Raw genomic sequence first — 14853 nt, 5'->3', positions numbered from 1 at the left:
CCAGCCACAGTTTGGCGTCGGGGTTCTTCCAGACCATCTTGCGGCCGCCCCACGGCGCCTCGTCCTCGGCCATCGGCGTGCTCAGGGACTTTGGATAGTTGGCCTCCAGCCAGGCGCGGGTCTCGGCGCGGAAGGCGTCGAGTTCGGTTCCCCCGAAATCGGCCATCGTCTCATCTCCCTAAGCGGACATTCCTTGTTGCGCCCACACTACGCCACACGCGGGCTTGGGCAAGTCGATTCAAACGGTCGTTCGCCTCAACGGCCGCGACCCGTTCACACTTTGCAGGCTATATGAGGCTGCTGCTGGATCCCGTCAGGGATTCGTCGTTTCGGGATCTGGATGTCCTCGACAGTTTTCAGGCCCGCGGCTCTCGCGATCGCCCCCACCTTGGCGGCGATCCTCACCGCGTCGGCTGGGGTCATGCTTCTGGCTTCGGGGGCCACGCCGTCTGAGCCCACCCGCTTCCTGCTCCTTCTGGCCTTCGCGCCCGACCTGCTGATCGAGATCAGCCACTTCTTCTCGTCGATCCTGGGTTTGGTGCTGCTGCTGCTGGCCTTTGGTCTGCGCTCGCGCCTGGGCGCGGCCTGGTGGGCGGCTCTGATCGTGCTGGCGTCCGCCGCCGTGCTGGCGATCTTCAAGGGGCTGAACTGGGAAGAGACGGCGATGCTGCTGGTCTGCTTCCTGGCCATCCTGCCGTTCCGGGATGCGTTCCCGCGCAAGGCGGCCCTGACCAAGATGGAGATCGCGCCAGGCTGGCTGCTGTCGGCCGCCGCGGCGATCGGCGGCGCGGGCCTCCTGGGCTGGTGGTCATTCCACCACACCGAATTCGCCGACAAGTCCTGGATTCGCATTCTGCAAGACCACGACGAGGCGGCGCGCGCCATCCGCTCATCGGTGGCGGCGGCCATCGTGCTGCTGGCCGTGGGCGTCTGGCGGCTAATCTCGACGGCGGCGACGCCGGCGGTGGTGGACGACACCGATCCGGAGTTCGACCGGGTCCGGGCCATCCTGGCCAAGGCCGAGGACGCCGAGCCTAGCGCCAACCTGGCCTTGCTGGGCGACAAGCGCTTCCTGTTCTCGGCCTCGGGCGAGACCTTTCTGATGTTCGGCGTACGCGGCCGTTCCTGGATCGCCCTGGGCGCGCCGGTCGGTCGTCGCGACGAACGCATGGAGCTCTTCTGGCGCTTCCGCGAACTGGCCGACGCCCACGCCGCCCGCGCCGGCTTCTATGGCCTTGGGCCGGAAGATCTGCCGGACTCCGTCGACCTGGGCCTGGCCATACAGAAGACCGGCGAGAGCGCGGCCGTGCCGCTGGAGGCGTTCAGCCTGGTCGGCCGCCGTCGCGAGGTCCTGCGACGCAACTGGCGCAAGGCCGGGGAGGGCGGCGCCGCCTTCGAGGTCCTGCCCGTGGGCGCGGCCAACGCGATCATGGACGAGCTGAAGGCGATCTCCGACGCCTGGCTCAGTCACCACGCCGGCGGCGAGAAGAGCTTCTCGATGGGCGGCTTCGACCCGCGCTATGTCGCCGAGTTCCCGGTGGCGGTGGTGCGCGGCGAGGAGGGCAAGATCGTCGCCTTCGCCACCCTTTGGCTGACGGCGTCGAAGACCGCGTTCTCGATGGACCTGATGCGCTACTCGGACGAAGCGCCCAAGAACGTCATGGACTATCTGTTCGTCGAGCTTCTGCAATGGGGCAAGGACGAGGGCTACCAGGCGTTCGAATTTGGCGTCGCGCCGCTGGCGGGTCTGGAGGATCGCCCCCTGGCGCCGATCATGTCGCGCGTCGGCCGACTGCTCTACGAGCGCGGGGAGGAGATCTACAATTTCCAGGGCGTTCGGCGGTACAAGGACAAATACGACCCCGTCTGGCAGCCGCGCTACATTGCCGCGCCCCAGAAATGGGCGATCCCTTTCCTGCTCGCCGACATCGGTCTGTTGTCCTCGGGCGGGGTCTCCGGCCTCGCGAAACGGCCGAAGAAGGCCGCGACCTAGTAGCGCGGTTGGTTGCCAGTCTGGAAACCCAGAAGGTTGGCCAGATGCACCATCATCAGCATCAGGGCGACGACGCAGGCCATCATCAGCGGACGCCACGGGACCATGCGCGGACCCTTTAAAACATTGATCGGACGGGCGCCGAGCCATCCGCAAACGATCGCCAGGACAAGGAAAAGAGCGCAGGCCGCGAGGGTCAGGGGCAGGTCCATGGCGGCTTCTAGGCCTGCGACAATACGCCTGGCAAATAGTTAAGTCGCGTTAACCCTCTTGCTTTTGAACCGCGCTACAGAACTATGGACGTGTGTCCCGATTCCTCCACAGTGATTTGGGTAGGCGCTATATCTAGCGTTTACGTCGCGTTTACACCCCAGGAATCGCTGACTAGCGTTTTCCCCAGATGCGGGGAGATAGATTCGCATGACGGCGGCTTCGCCATGGAGCGTTAAGGGGATCGACCCCAAGGCACGTGAGGTCGCCAAAGACCTCGCGCGTCGCTCCGGCATGACCTTGGGCGAGTGGCTGAACCGGATGATCATCGAAGGCGATGGTCAGACCGACTACCGTCCCGCGAGCGAAGAGGCCCCGAGCCGCGCGCATCTGGAAGTCGTCCGCGACCAGCCGACCCGCGCCGAGATCGCCGAGCAGACCGACCAGGTTGGTCGCGTCGCCGTGGCGCTGGACCGCCTGACCCGTCGCATCGAAGTGGCCGAGGGCCGCAACGCCGCCGCCATCTCCGGCATCGACCATTCCGTTCGCGACGCCATCGCCCGGTTGGGCCGCGCCGAGCGCGAGCAGATCGCCGTCGCCGCTCGCTTCGAAGGCGCGGTGGACGAGCTGAAGACCGAACAGACCCGCACCGCCGAGCGCCTCCGTCGCATCGAGGCCGAGGCCGCTGGGCCGCGGTCTGTGGAAGCCCTCCGCGCCCTGGAAGGGGCCTTGGGCAAGGTCGCCGGCCATCTCTATGACGGCGAGGCGCGCACCCGCGAGGCCATCGCCGCCCTGGAAGCCCGCCTGGACGCGCAAGCCGCGCCGCCCTCGCAAGATCCGAACGAGCTGGTCGAGGCCGTCGTCGCCCGCTTGGGCGAGCGGCTCGAGGCCGCCGAGACCCGGACCAGCGAAGCCCTGCGCGAACTCAGCGCCTCGTTCTCGGCGCTCGACGAGCGCCTGGGCGTCGTCGAGAACGCCAATCCCGCCGCCGGCGTGCAGGAGCGCCTCGACAGCCTGGCCGCCACGCTCAGCGAGAAGATGGAAGCCGCGCGCCTGGAAATGGCCGAGCGGCTGCGCGAGACCGCCGACGGCCGCTTCGACCGCATGGAGCGCAAGCTGGGCGAGATGGCCGCCCACGTCGAGGCCGCCGAGCAGCGCTCGGCCCAGGCTATCGAGCGCATGGGGCGCGAGGTCGTCAGCGTCGCCGACGCCTTCAATCGCCGCGTCCAGACCGCCGAGAACCGCAGCGCCGCCGCGATCGAACAGGTCGGGGGCGAGGTCGCGCGGATCGCCGCCAGCGTCGAGACTCGCCTGAACCGCAACGACAGCGTCCAGGGCCAGGCTCTGGAAAAGCTGGGCGCGGAGATCGCGCGCATCACCGAACGGCTGACCGAGCGCATCGGCAGCGCCGAGCGCCGCAACGCCCTGGCGATCGACGATGTCGGCGAGCAGGTCGCGCGGGTCACCGAGCGCCTGAACCAACGCCACGAACGCTCCAGCCAGGAGCTGCTGGACCGCATCCGCCAGAGCGAGGAGCGCACGCTCCGCATGCTGGAGGAAGCGCGCGACAAGATCGACACGCGTCTGCACGAGGCCCAGCGCAAGCCGGAGCCCGTCGCCCCGCCCGCGCCTGAACCGGTCACCGAATTCACGCCGCCGCCCGCCGCGCCTTTCGAGGACGATGTCGCGCTCGGCGAGGCCTCGCCCTTCGCCGATGACGACGTGTTCGATGCGCCGCCGCCGGCCGACCGTGATCTCGACGCATTCCCGCTGGACGAGATCGAGGACGACGAGCTCGGCGCCGATGACTTCGCCTTCGTCGACGCGCTGGACGAGGAAGAGGAGCTGGACGACGCCCCGCGAGCGGCCGCGCCTCAAGCCGCGCCCGCTCAGCCGGAACGTCCGCTGTCGACCCGCGAGATCATCGAGCAGGCCCGCGCGGCCGCTCGCGCCGCCGCCGCCGCGGACGCCAAGGGCGTCGGCGCGGGCCATAAGGCCAAGGCCGAGAAGACGGGCGGCTCGCTGTTCGGCGGCTTCGGCGCCTTCTCGGCCAAGAAGCCCAAGCGCCGCATGGGCACGACCGTGGCCAGCGTGGCCATCGCGGTCGGCAGCGCCGCCGTGATTGGCGCGTGTGTCGGCGGGCTGCTGCTGCTGGGCGATCAGAACGCTGGCGCGGACACGTCGCGCGCCGCTCAGGCCTTGGCGGAGCGGAAGCCGGCCCAGGCCAGCGCCGCCCCGACCGGCTCGCGCGCCGCGGTCGCTCTGGCAACGGCGCCGGCCGCGCCCGTTCAGGCCGAAGTCGCCCCGACAACTTCGGCCCTGTCCGACGAAGCCAAGGCCCTGTTCGTCGAGTCCATCCGTAAGATCGAAACCGGCGACCGCGCGGGCCTGGAAGGCCTCAAGCGCGTCGCGAGCGGCGGCTATCCGCCCGCTCAGTTCTACCTGTCGAAGCTGCTCGAGAGCGGCAAGGGCGGCGTCAAGCGCGACATGGTCGAGGCGCGTCGCTGGAGCGAGCGGGCCGCCAACGGCGGCGACCCGCGCGCCATGCACAACCTGGCGCTCTATTATTTCAAAGGCGAAGGCGGCCCGCGCAACTCGACGACCGCCGCCGTGTGGTTCCGCAAGGCCGCCGACACTGGCCTGGTCGACAGCCAGTTCAACCTGGCCCAGCTCTATGAAAGCGGTCTGGGCGTCAGCCGAAACGCCGCCGAAGCCTACAAGTGGTACGTGATCGCCGGTCGAGGGGGCGATGCGACGGCCCGCAGCCGCGCCAACGCCCTGCGTCCGCAGCTGACGGCCGAGGCGCTGCAGACGGCGGACCGTTCGGCCCTGGCCTTCCGCGCCCAGGCCCCGATTCAGACGGCGGCTGCCACCACGGCCGCCACCCCAGCGCGCGGTGATCTGAGCATGGCCCAACAGGCCCTGTCGCGGCTGGGCTACTATCAAGGACCTCGCGACGGCGTCGCCTCGCCGGCGCTGCGGATGGCGATCGCCGCCTATCAGCGCGACCAGGGCCTGCCCGCCTCGGGCGAGGTCGATGGCGAGACGCTGGGTCATCTGGCGGCCTCGGCCCACTAAGGGGCCCCGACACCCGAAGCGCCGAAATGGCAGGTCCAGCGATCGATCCTTGATCGCTAGAAAGGCGAGCGTCGCGCGAACGCGCTATCGTTTCACGAAAGATCGTCCGTGGACCTCTGGCTTCGCGTCGGTAATAGTCCCGTTCGGGGCAGGGGAGGCGGTTTCGGCCGCCTTCCGAAGGAGTTGATCATGAACGAGTCCGTGGGCGCGCGGACGCCGGTTCCAACGGCGGTATGGGTCTTTGGGCTTTCGACCCTCATTCCATTCTTCGTCTCATCGGCCTTGTTCTGCTACGGCCCCGCCAAGATCCAGAGCCCCGCGCTGGTGGCTTTGCGGGCCTATTCGACCGCGATGGTGTCGTACTTTGGCGGCGTGCGCACGGGCCTGGAGATCGAGAACGCCAGCCCACGCTGGTCGGTCCTCGGCCTGTCGCTGCTGTTTCCGCTGGCCGGCTTCGGCCTTCTCCTGGGCGAGTTGAGATTCGATCCCGCCTGGCAGCTGTCCGGCTTCCTGCTGCTGCTGCTGCTGCAATGGGTTTGGGACGTGACCAATCACGAAGGCCCGACCTGGCGTCCGCGCATGCGCACGCTTCTGACCGCCGGCGCGGCCATTTCGCTGGCCTTCTCGCTGGAGCAGGCGCTGCATATGTAGCGTCGCTGCTAGTCCGGCCGCAGAGACTTCATCCCCACCGCGTGCACGCGTTTGGGCCCCAGCGCCCCAGCCAGCATTGATCCTCCGAACAGGTTCGAGAACGCCTCGTCCAGGATGTTCAGTCCGCCGGTGAAGGCGCCGAACGCGGGCAGCACCAGCCGCTGGCCGTCGGTCACGAAGCACCGTCGCCGGACCGTTCCTCGGCCGCTGGAGACCTTGGCGGCCGGGTGCAGGTGGCCGGCCACTTCGCCGAGTTGAACGCCCGGCTGAGGCTCGTGGCGCAGCGTCAGCCCTATCAGCATCGTTTCATCGATGACGTCGCCCGGCAGCGCCTTGGGCCCGTCGGCGTCGTGATTGCCCACCGCCCAGATCAGCTCGCGTCCCAGCGCCAGACCCTCCAGTCGCCGGTAGTCGTCCGCCGCCAGCCGCGCCTCGCCAGCGCCGTCGTGGAAGCTGTCACCCAGGAAGATCAGCCGCTGGGGCGAGAGAAGGGAGATTTCACGGTCCAGGCGATCGAGGGTCTCGCGCGTGTCGTAGGGCGGCAGCATCTGGCCAAAGCGCGCGGCGTAGCTGCTGCCCTTCTCGAAGTGCAGGTCGGCGACCACCAGGGTGCGCTCGTCCTCCAGCCACATCGCGCCAGACCAGCGCAGCATGACCTCGATATCGCACAGGGCGATCCGCAGGCCGCCGCAGGGAGAAGGGGAAAAGCGGGTCAATGCATGGCCTCGGCGATCAAGTCTTCCTCGGCCTCGGCCAAGATCATTTCGCCGGCGGCGTCGCCTGGCGCGCGCTCGCGACCGATCTCCAGCATGATCGGCACGGCGAAGGGGGAAACGCGATCCAGCGCCACGTGGCGGATCTTGCCCTTCACGCGGGAGAGCATGTCGCCCAGACGCGCGATATCGAGCATGCCGGTCGCCGCGTCGTGGCGGGCGCAGCGCAACATCAGGTGATCGGGTTGGTGTTTGCGCAGAACGTCGTAGATCAGGTCCGTCGAGAAGGTCACCTGGCGGCCGGACTTCTCAGCGCCGGGATGGCGGCGTTCGATCAGGCCGGCGATCAGGGCGCACTGCTTGAAGGCCCGCTTCATCATGAAGCTCTCGTCGAGCCAGGCCTCGAGGTCGTCGCCCAGCATGTCCTGGGCGAATAGCTCGTCGAGGTCGAGCTCGTCCATCGGTCGCAGCGACCAGATGTTCAGGGCGTAGTCGTTGCAGACGAAACCCAGCGGTCCGACGCCCAGCCGGTCCAGCCGCCGCGTCAGCAGCATGGCGAGGGTGGTGTGGGCGAGGCGGCCGTCGAACGGATAGCAGACTAAGTGGTGGCGCTTCCCGCGCGGGAAGGTCTCCAGCAGCATCTCGCCCTCGTCGGGGATCGCCGAGCGGATCTTCTGCCAGGCCAGCCACTCCTGGACGTCGCCGGGCAGGGCGGTCCACTCGGTCTCGTCGTGCATCATCTGGCGCACCCGGCTGGCCAGATAGGTCGATAGCGGGAACTTCGAGCCGCCCCAGCTGGGCATCTTCGGGTCGTCGTTCGGCGCGGGCGTGACGAAGGCGTCGGCCCCCACCAGGCTGTTGTAGCGCCAAACCTGACCCGCGAAGACGAAGGTGTCGCCCGGCGTCAGCTGCTCGAAATAGCCTTCTTCGGCCTCGCCGATCTTGCGGCCTCCCATCGGACGACGCCCGCCGCCGATGCGGATGTTGATCATGCCGGGCGAGACGATGGCGCCGACGTTCATCCGGTGCTGCTGCCTGGCCTGAGCGTTGCGAGCGGTCCAGAGGCCGTCGGCGTTCTTCACGATCCGCCGGAACTTGTCGTAGGTGCGCAGGGCGTAGCCGCCGGTCGAGACGAAGTCGACGACGGTCTCGAAGTCCTCCCAGGTGAGGTCCGCATAGGGGCCCGCCGAGCGGACCTCCTCGTACAGGGCGAGCATGTCGAACGGCTCGGAGCAGGCGCAGCCCATGACGTGCTGGGCCAGGGTGTCCAGGGTGCCGACGCGCGGCGGATCGCCGTCCAGGTGGTTCTCCAGGATGGCGTCGGCGGCGGCGCGGCACTCCAGCATCTCGAAGCGGCTGGCGGGCACGAACAGGGCGCGGCTGGGCTCGTCCAGACGGTGGTTGGCGCGGCCGATCCGCTGCACCATCCGCGAGGCGCCCTTGGGCGCGGCCAGCTGGATCACGAGGTCGACGTCGCCCCAGTCGATGCCCATGTCGAGCGTGGAGGTGCAGACCACGGCCCGCAACGCGCCGCGCGCCATGGCCGCCTCGACCTTGCGGCGCTGCTCGGCCGACAGGCTGCCGTGGTGCAGGGCGATCGGCAGGTCGTCCTCGTTCAGCTCCCACAGGCGCTGGAACGCGAACTCGGCCTGGAACCGGGTGTTGACGAAGACGAGGGCCGTCTTCGACGCCTTGATGATCTCATAGACCTCGGCCATGGCGTGCTCGGCCGTATGGCCGGCCCACGGCACGCGGCCACCGGACACCAGCACCTCGACAACCGGCTGCGCGCCGCCCGAGCCCAGGACGAGGTCGATGTCGGGTTCGGAGATCCTCCCCCGGGCGCGGGGGAGGTGGCCCGGAGGGCCGGAGGGGGCGAACTGGAGGTCGGCCGTGCTGGCCCCCTCCGTCGGCTCCGCCGACACCTCCCCCGCTCGCGGGGGAGGATCTTCCGCTCGATTCACCCCCAGCCACGTCCGCACCAGATCCGGATCGTCGACCGTCGCCGACAGGCCCACCCGCCGCATGTTCGGCGCGAATTGTTGCAGCCGCGCCAAGCCCAACGCCAAGAGGTCCCCGCGCTTGGAGGGCCAGATGGCGTGGGCCTCATCGATGATCACGCAGGAGAGGTCGGCGAAGTATTCGCGCGCGCCTTCCCAGGCGCAGAACAGGGCCAGCTGCTCGGGCGTGGTCAGCAGGATGTCCGGCGGGCGGATGCGCTGGCGGGCCTTGCGGCTCTCGCCGGTGTCGCCGGTGCGGCTCTCGGCGACGATCGGCAGGCCCATCTCGCGGATCGGCGTGAGCAGGTTGCGCTCGACATCGACGGCCAAGGCCTTCAGCGGCGAGATGTAGAGGGTGTGCACGCCGGCCGGCGCGTTGCGCGGCGGCCGCTCGGCCAACTCGATCAGGCTGGGCAGGAAGCCGGCCAGGGTCTTGCCGCCGCCCGTGGGGGCGATCAGCAGGGCGCCGCGCCCCTGGCGCGCCTTCTCCAGCATGGCCAGCTGGTGCGCGCGCGGGCTCCAGCCACGATCGGCGAACCATTGCTGGAAGCGAGGGGGAAGGGCGTCGCCTGCGGACATTATCCGCGATATAGCATGTTCTCTTTCTGTTTCGTCCAGCGATTAAGGCTCCAGCCCGTAGGTGACCATCACGCGGGCGGTCCGGACGATCGGCTGGGGGGTGTAGTTGAGTGGCGAGCTTAGCTGCACGGGCGGAACAGGCAGGGGCGGCGGCGGCGGAGGCGGGGCTGGAACACTGTTGGCGTAGGCGGTCACGACCGGCATGGCCTGACTATCCTGGACGCGAATGACTGGTCCGAGCTTGACCCCCCGACGCGGCGGCCAACAGTAGAGCCTGACGCCGGGCGTCGGCCACCGCGTCTCGCATCGCCGCATCGTCCAGGGCGTTCTCGTCGCTGACCCCGCCTCCGGCGACGTTGACGTCGACGCCGCCGATCTGCGCCACCAAGGAAGCCGCGTCGCCAGCCCGCGACGCGGGCGTAACGCGCACCTGGAAACTCTGCGTGGCGACGGCGCCCACCACGGCGCAGTCCCCCGAGGTCGGTACCGGATAACCGCGGTTCTCGCAGCCCTTGGCGCGCACCTCGCGGATGAGCAGTGACGTGCTACGCATCTCGGTCGTCGGCTTGCCGGGCAACTTGGGAAGGCTGGCGTCGATCTTGGCCTGGACATCGGTCAACGCCTTGACCGCCTGCGGAGCCGTCGTTCCTTCGCCGCGCATCGTGAAGTTGAGAAAAGCGTAGTCGGCGAGCCGTTCGGCGCGCCCAACGCCGATCACGGCAATCGTTGGCGGCTGGACCTCCGCGGCCAGCGCGGGCGTGGCGAGGGCGACGAGGCAGGCGGCGAAGGTGAAAAGGCGCACAGTACAGCTCCATTGGAGGTTGCGGATCGAGTATTCAAGGCTGAGGCAGGCTCTGGCAAACGTTATCCAGTGTTCCCTTTCTGTTTCGGCGCGCTTTTGCTAACAGACTCGCGTGACCGCTTCCCCGCCGACTCTGGACTTGGCTCCAGCCCTGGTCGTCCTGCCCGGGCCGCGCGCCGGCGTGGCCGACGGCGGCGGCGAGGGACGGATGCTGCGCGCGCCGGACGCCCGCGACCTGTTCGAGCATGGCCCGGTCCTGGTCGCGCACGGCGCGATGACGGCGCGCCGCCTGAACCTGTCGCCGCCCTCACGAAACCCCCGCCTGTTCGACGTTCTGGAGCTGCACGCCTTCGTCCGTCCCGGCGCCTTCTGCGCGCCCTCGGCGGTGGGCCTGGCCATGGCGCTGGGCCTGCCCGAACCGCACGGCGCCGCCCAGCAGGCCCAGAGCCTGCGCGAGAGCGCCGACGCCCTGCTGCGCGAACTCGCGCTGACGCCGGTCCCCTCGCGGGAGGAGGCTCTGGCCGTGGCCGAGACCCTGGCCAAGGCCGGCTGGTCCTGGGGACCCGCCGTGATCGGCGCGTTGCGCTCGGTCCCGGCCGGCAACCAGTTCCGAGGTTCGGGCCTCGACGTCTGGGCGCGGCTGCCCGAGTGGGAGGACCAGGCGCCGCCCGGCGAGGCCGGCTCGCGACCCATCGACCCTGAGCGCGCGGGCCAGCGCCTGACCGAACTCCTGCAACGCTCGGGCCTCGAAGAGATCCGCGAGGCGCAGGCGACCTTCGCCAAGGAGGCGTCCTACGCCTTCCAGCCGCGCGAGCGCGAGGGCGAGCCGCGCATGATGCTGGCGGAAGCCGGCACGGGCGTCGGCAAGACTCTAGGCTATCTGGCGCCGGCCTCGCTCTGGGCCGAGGCCAATGGCCCGTCGGTCTGGGTCAGCACCTATACCCGCGCCCTGCAGCGCCAGATCGAGCGCGAGAGCCGCTCGATCTATCCCGACCCCAAGGAACGGGCGCGCAAGGCGGTGGTCCGCAAGGGGCGCGAGAATTACCTGTGCCTGCTGAACTTCCAGGAGCAGATCAACGGCGCCCAGCTCGGCAACGGCGACCTGATCGGTCTGGCCTTGACCGCGCGGTGGGCGCGGGCGACGCGCGACGGCGACATGACCGGCGGCGACTTCCCGGCCTGGCTGCCGACGCTGTCCGCCGTGCCCCCCTCGGCCCAGGCCAGTCCCGCCAACCTGGTCGACCGGCGCGGCGAGTGCATCCACGCCGGCTGCCAGCACTATCGCATCTGCTTCATCGAAAAGGCGGTGCGGGCCTCCAAGCGCGCCGACATCGTCATCGCCAATCACGCCCTGGTCCTGACCCAGGCCGCCTTCGACGGCGCGCGGACGGCGCGGGGCCTGAAGGGCGACAACGAGACGACCAGCCTCAAGCGCATTGTCTTTGATGAGGGCCACCACCTGTTCGAGGCCGCCGACAGCGCCTTCTCCGCCGCCTTGTCGGGCGCGGAGGCGGCCGAACTGCGCCGCTGGATCCGGGGACCCGAGGGCCGCGGCCGACGGGGCAGGGGGCTTGAGGCGCGCCTGCTCGATATCCTGGGCGACCGCGAGGGCGCGCGGCAGGCGATGAGCCAGGCCATCCACGCCGCCGCCGCCTTGCCGGGCGAGGGATGGTCCGGTCGCGTCGCGCCGCCGGACGGTCAGATCAATCCGATCGGGCCGATCGAGAACTTCCTGGTCGCGGTGATCGAGCAGCTGCGCGCCCGCACCAGCGAGCGAGGCGGGGCGGACCTTGGCCTGCAATGCGACGCGCGGCCGCCGATCGACCTCGTCCGCGAGCGCGCGCCCGAAGCCGCCAAGGCCCTGGCCGCGATCGAGGCGCCGCTGCTGGCCCTGGCCCGCGCGCTGGAGGACGTGCTGGACGAGGAGGCCGAGCATCTGGCCCCCTCCGAACGCGCCCGCATCGAAGGCGCGCTCCGAGGTCTTGATCGCCGCGCCCGCATGACCCTGCCGGCCTGGCGCTCGATCCTGAAGGCGCTGGAGGAGGACGACGTCGACCCCAGCGAGACCGATCCCGACTTCGTCGACTGGTTCGAAGCGACGTTCCTGTACGGCCGCGTCGTCGACGCCGCCTGCCGCCGTCACTGGGTGGACCCGACCGAGCCGCTGCGCGCGGCGGTCCTGTCGCCGGCCCACGGGGTGCTGGTGACCAGCGCCACCCTGGTCGACCCGGCGCTGGAGGACCCGTTCGCCCTGGCCGAGATGCGCACGGGCGCGGCCCGCCTGCCGTCGGCGCCCAAGGTGCTGCGTCTGGTCTCACCGTTCGACTACGAGAGCAACGCCAAGGCCTTCGTGGTCACCGACGTGAACAAGGAGGACCCGCGCCAGGTCTCGGCCGCGATGCGGGAGCTGTTCCTGGCGGCGGGCGGCGGCGGGCTTGGCCTCTTCACCGCCATCCGCCGCCTGAAGGCCGTGCACGAGCGCATCGCCGCGCCGCTGGCCGATCAGGGTCTGGCCCTCTACGCCCAGCACGTCGATCCGCTGGAGGTGGGGGCGCTGGTCGACATCTTCCGCGCGGAGGAGGACGCCTGCCTGCTGGGCACCGACGCCATCCGCGACGGGGTGGACGTGCCGGGACGGTCGTTGCGCCTGCTGGTCTTCGATCGCGTGCCCTGGCCTCGTCCCGACGTGCTACACAAGGCCCGGCGCCTGCGGTTCGGCGGCAAGGGCTATGACGACGCCGTGGCGCGGGCTCGCATCAGCCAGGCGTTTGGCCGCCTGATCCGCCGCGCCGATGATCGCGGTGTTTTCGTGATGCTCGACGCCGCCGCGCCGACGCGGCTGTTCTCGAGCTTGCCCGAGGGCGTCCAGATCGAACGGGTCGGGCTGGTCGAGGCGATCGAGGCGACCGCCGCCTTCCTGGCCCAGAAGGCCGAGGAGCGTCCGGGCGACGATCTGGCGGCTTCCTGACTCAAAGCCGTCGAATTTCTGCAATGAGGGCGTCCTAAAAGTCCGCCATGGGGGAGGGCCAGTACAGGAGCGTACCCATGACCCGACATGCCGACCCCGCGATCGATGAAGCCGAGACCCCCGCGCGTGCGCGCTCGGCCCGCGCCCTGGTCCAGGCGGTCCGCTGGCGCACGGGGCTTTCGCAGGCCGATTTCGCCTCGGTGTTCCATATCGATCTGACCCTGCTGCAGGATCTGGAGCACGGCGAGGCTCGCCTGGATCCGGCGCTGGCGGCCTATCTTCGGGTCATCGACCACGCTCCAGAGGTGGTCCGCGCCGCCTTGGGCCGCGCTTCCTAGACTGACGCCTGGCATCCATCCGCTCGCCCCGCGCCGACGTATCCCGGCGAAAGTGGAGCGCGTCATGCGGTTTGGGATCTCGGTTGCCCTGGCGATCTGGGCGGCTTGCGCCGCCAGCGCGCACGCCTTCGATCTCACGCCAAAGGCCCAGTCGGCGCTCAAGCGCGGCGAGGCCTATGCCGAGGTCACGCCTGATCCAGACGGCGTCGCCGGCCATGTGCGGGCGGTGATCGACATCGATGCGCCGATCCAGAAGGTCTGGCGCACCATGACCGATTGCGCGGCGGCCAAGGCCATGATCAGCACCTTGACCGGCTGTCGGGTGGTCGAGGGCGATCAGGCGCGCGGCTGGGACATCCGCGAACACATCACGCGTCGAAACCTGATTTTTCCGGGCATGCGGATCGTGTTCCGCTCGGACTATGAGCCCTACAGCCTGATCCGGTTCCGGCTGGTCGAGGGCGACCTCAAGGTCCAGCAGGGCGAATGGCGGCTCCAGGGACTGGATGGCGGCCGCCGGACCCGGGTGTTCTATGAGAACCGGCTGGCGGTGGATTGGCCCGTCCCCAAGGCGCTCATGCGCGAAGCGCTGCGGCGCGATACGCCCAAGGTGCTGATGAACCTGCGGCGCGTCTGCGAATAGCCGCCGATCCCAAGCCGCGCGGCAGCCATCGGCTTTGGCTGCGACAGCCGGACGCGTTGTCCGTCGACTGATCTTCGGCCAATAGCTGGAGATCAGGTTTTGAGGCGAGACCGCGCCCGGAGCGGCGGCGTTCGACGCTGTCCTGTTGGGGAACAGGACGACGCCCCCGGGTTCGATCGGACCCGGGGGCGTTTTCATGTCTGGCCTAGCTGAGACAGACCGCCACGCAGCGCCGGGCGAGGGTCTCGGTGGCGTCGAGGAACGGGACCGAAAGGTCCTCGGCGCTCAGCACCAGCGGCACTTCGGTGCAGCCGGCGACGACGGTCTGGGCCCCCTTGCCGACCAGGCGATGGGCCAGGGCGGCCATGGTCTCGCGCGACGCCGCGCCCAGGTCGCCGTGCTTGATGCGATAGAGCAGGGCCATGAACTCGACCTGCTCGTGATCATCCAGCGTGACGACCTCCAGGCCCATATGGAAGAAGCGGTCGCGGTAGAGGCCCAACGCCAGGCCGGTGCCAAGCACGCCGACCGTGCTCGCGCCCTGCGCCTTGGCCGCGAGGCCCGCCGTTTCCAGCATGTCGATCAGAGGCAGGCCGCTGGCGCGGACGGCGTCGGCATAGGCGTGGGCGGTGTTGCAGGCGATCGCCAGCACCTGCGCGCCGGCGTCCCTCAGGCCCGCGGCCATGCCGGCCAGGACCGGGCCGGGATCGGAGTCGCTGTGGTTCCGGTCGGGGACCTTGGGATTGATGTCGACCAGGACGCGCAGGTGATCCTGCTCGCGCTGGACCGGCGTGGCCGCCTGCAGCTTGGCGAGGAAGTCGAGGGTGGCGGCAGGCCCCATGCCACCCAGGACGCCGAGGACCTTGCTCATCGGTTCG

The 14853-nt window shown here is 69.6% G+C and carries 12 protein-coding genes and 1 pseudogene; 6 read left to right on the top strand and 7 right to left on the bottom strand.

Translation table 11 applies throughout. The features are described from left to right. Nucleotides 1–166 (bottom strand): annotated as a pseudogene (locus Q0379_RS18175) (acyl-CoA dehydrogenase); the annotation flags it as partial. Between the two features lie 174 nt (nucleotides 167–340). Between Q0379_RS18175 and Q0379_RS18170 the strand changes: the two are divergent. Further along, complete coding sequence (locus Q0379_RS18170) at nucleotides 341–1993, top strand: bifunctional lysylphosphatidylglycerol flippase/synthetase MprF (RefSeq protein WP_299014830.1); 1653 nt, start codon at nucleotides 341–343, stop codon at nucleotides 1991–1993. Here Q0379_RS18170 and Q0379_RS18165 read toward each other — a convergent pair. Then, nucleotides 1990–2205 (bottom strand): hypothetical protein, encoded by a 216-nt coding sequence (locus tag Q0379_RS18165; protein ID WP_299014827.1) that lies wholly within the window; start codon nucleotides 2203–2205, stop codon nucleotides 1990–1992. The two genes, Q0379_RS18170 and Q0379_RS18165, sit on opposite strands and share 4 nt — an antisense overlap. 208 nt (nucleotides 2206–2413) lie before the next feature. Between Q0379_RS18165 and Q0379_RS18160 the strand changes: the two genes are divergently transcribed. Further along, nucleotides 2414–5281, top strand: coding sequence for a peptidoglycan-binding protein (locus Q0379_RS18160; protein ID WP_299014825.1), 2868 nt, complete (start codon nucleotides 2414–2416; stop codon nucleotides 5279–5281). Nucleotides 5282–5470: 189 nt separating this feature from the next. Then, a complete protein-coding gene (locus Q0379_RS18155) occupies nucleotides 5471–5932 on the top strand; it encodes a DUF3429 domain-containing protein (protein WP_299014822.1) in 462 nt (153 codons plus the stop codon). Nucleotides 5933–5940: 8 nt separating this feature from the next. Here the strand turns inward: Q0379_RS18155 and pdeM are convergent, their stop codons facing one another. Genes pdeM through Q0379_RS18135 form a run of 4 tightly spaced genes read right to left on the bottom strand, consistent with a single transcriptional unit; the run spans nucleotide 5941 to nucleotide 10026 of the window. Then, nucleotides 5941–6648: a ligase-associated DNA damage response endonuclease PdeM gene (pdeM, locus tag Q0379_RS18150; protein ID WP_299014819.1), complete on the bottom strand. Its 708-nt coding sequence runs from the start codon at nucleotides 6646–6648 to the stop codon at nucleotides 5941–5943. After that, nucleotides 6645–9224 (bottom strand): ligase-associated DNA damage response DEXH box helicase, encoded by a 2580-nt coding sequence (locus tag Q0379_RS18145; protein WP_299014816.1) that lies wholly within the window; start codon nucleotides 9222–9224, stop codon nucleotides 6645–6647. Before Q0379_RS18145 ends, pdeM begins: the two co-directional genes overlap by 4 nt. Nucleotides 9225–9266: 42 nt before the next feature. Further along, nucleotides 9267–9428 carry a hypothetical protein gene (locus tag Q0379_RS18140; RefSeq protein WP_299014814.1) on the bottom strand — a complete coding sequence of 54 codons (162 nt, stop codon included), beginning with the start codon at nucleotides 9426–9428 and terminating at the stop codon, nucleotides 9267–9269. 7 nt (nucleotides 9429–9435) lie between these two features. Further along, the gene (locus Q0379_RS18135; protein WP_299014811.1) at nucleotides 9436–10026 is read right to left on the bottom strand and encodes an SIMPL domain-containing protein; all 591 of its coding nucleotides are present in this window, start codon (nucleotides 10024–10026) and stop codon (nucleotides 9436–9438) included. Nucleotides 10027–10138: 112 nt separating this feature from the next. Between Q0379_RS18135 and Q0379_RS18130 the strand changes: the two genes are divergently transcribed. The 3 genes from Q0379_RS18130 to Q0379_RS18120 all read left to right on the top strand — a co-directional run bounded on the left by Q0379_RS18130 (nucleotide 10139) and on the right by Q0379_RS18120 (nucleotide 13975). Beyond that, nucleotides 10139–12994: an ATP-dependent DNA helicase gene (locus Q0379_RS18130; protein WP_299014808.1), complete on the top strand. Its 2856-nt coding sequence runs from the start codon at nucleotides 10139–10141 to the stop codon at nucleotides 12992–12994. 77 nt (nucleotides 12995–13071) lie between these two features. After that, a complete protein-coding gene (locus Q0379_RS18125) occupies nucleotides 13072–13332 on the top strand; it encodes a hypothetical protein (protein ID WP_299014805.1) in 261 nt (86 codons plus the stop codon). Nucleotides 13333–13396: 64 nt separating this feature from the next. Next, complete coding sequence (locus Q0379_RS18120) at nucleotides 13397–13975, top strand: SRPBCC family protein (RefSeq protein WP_366519337.1); 579 nt, start codon at nucleotides 13397–13399, stop codon at nucleotides 13973–13975. A 205-nt stretch (nucleotides 13976–14180) separates the two neighbouring features. On the opposite strand, the gene Q0379_RS18115 is transcribed toward Q0379_RS18120, so the two are convergent. Further along, nucleotides 14181–14846: an amino acid racemase gene (locus tag Q0379_RS18115; protein WP_299014802.1), complete on the bottom strand. Its 666-nt coding sequence runs from the start codon at nucleotides 14844–14846 to the stop codon at nucleotides 14181–14183. Nucleotides 14847–14853: the final 7 nt, after the last annotated feature.

The sequence above is a fragment of the uncultured Caulobacter sp. genome, assembly GCF_937900395.1.
Lineage (GTDB): Bacteria > Pseudomonadota > Alphaproteobacteria > Caulobacterales > Caulobacteraceae > Caulobacter.
This window is presented reverse-complemented; position numbering and strand designations above follow the sequence as displayed.

What these genes read in the sequence shown, in the direction of transcription:
- Q0379_RS18120 (WP_366519337.1), top strand. Translation starts at nt 13,397, where the DNA reads ATGCGGTTTGGGATCTCGGTTGCCCTGGCGATCTGGGCGGCTTGCGCC.
- Q0379_RS18115 (WP_299014802.1), bottom strand. Translation starts at nt 14,846, where the DNA reads ATGAGCAAGGTCCTCGGCGTCCTGGGTGGCATGGGGCCTGCCGCCACC.
- Q0379_RS18145 (WP_299014816.1), bottom strand. Translation starts at nt 9,224, where the DNA reads ATGTCCGCAGGCGACGCCCTTCCCCCTCGCTTCCAGCAATGGTTCGCC.
- Q0379_RS18155 (WP_299014822.1), top strand. Translation starts at nt 5,471, where the DNA reads ATGAACGAGTCCGTGGGCGCGCGGACGCCGGTTCCAACGGCGGTATGG.
- Q0379_RS18160 (WP_299014825.1), top strand. Translation starts at nt 2,414, where the DNA reads ATGACGGCGGCTTCGCCATGGAGCGTTAAGGGGATCGACCCCAAGGCA.
- Q0379_RS18140 (WP_299014814.1), bottom strand. Translation starts at nt 9,428, where the DNA reads ATGCCGGTCGTGACCGCCTACGCCAACAGTGTTCCAGCCCCGCCTCCG.
- Q0379_RS18125 (WP_299014805.1), top strand. Translation starts at nt 13,072, where the DNA reads ATGACCCGACATGCCGACCCCGCGATCGATGAAGCCGAGACCCCCGCG.
- Q0379_RS18170 (WP_299014830.1), top strand. Translation starts at nt 341, where the DNA reads ATGTCCTCGACAGTTTTCAGGCCCGCGGCTCTCGCGATCGCCCCCACC.
- Q0379_RS18165 (WP_299014827.1), bottom strand. Translation starts at nt 2,205, where the DNA reads ATGGACCTGCCCCTGACCCTCGCGGCCTGCGCTCTTTTCCTTGTCCTG.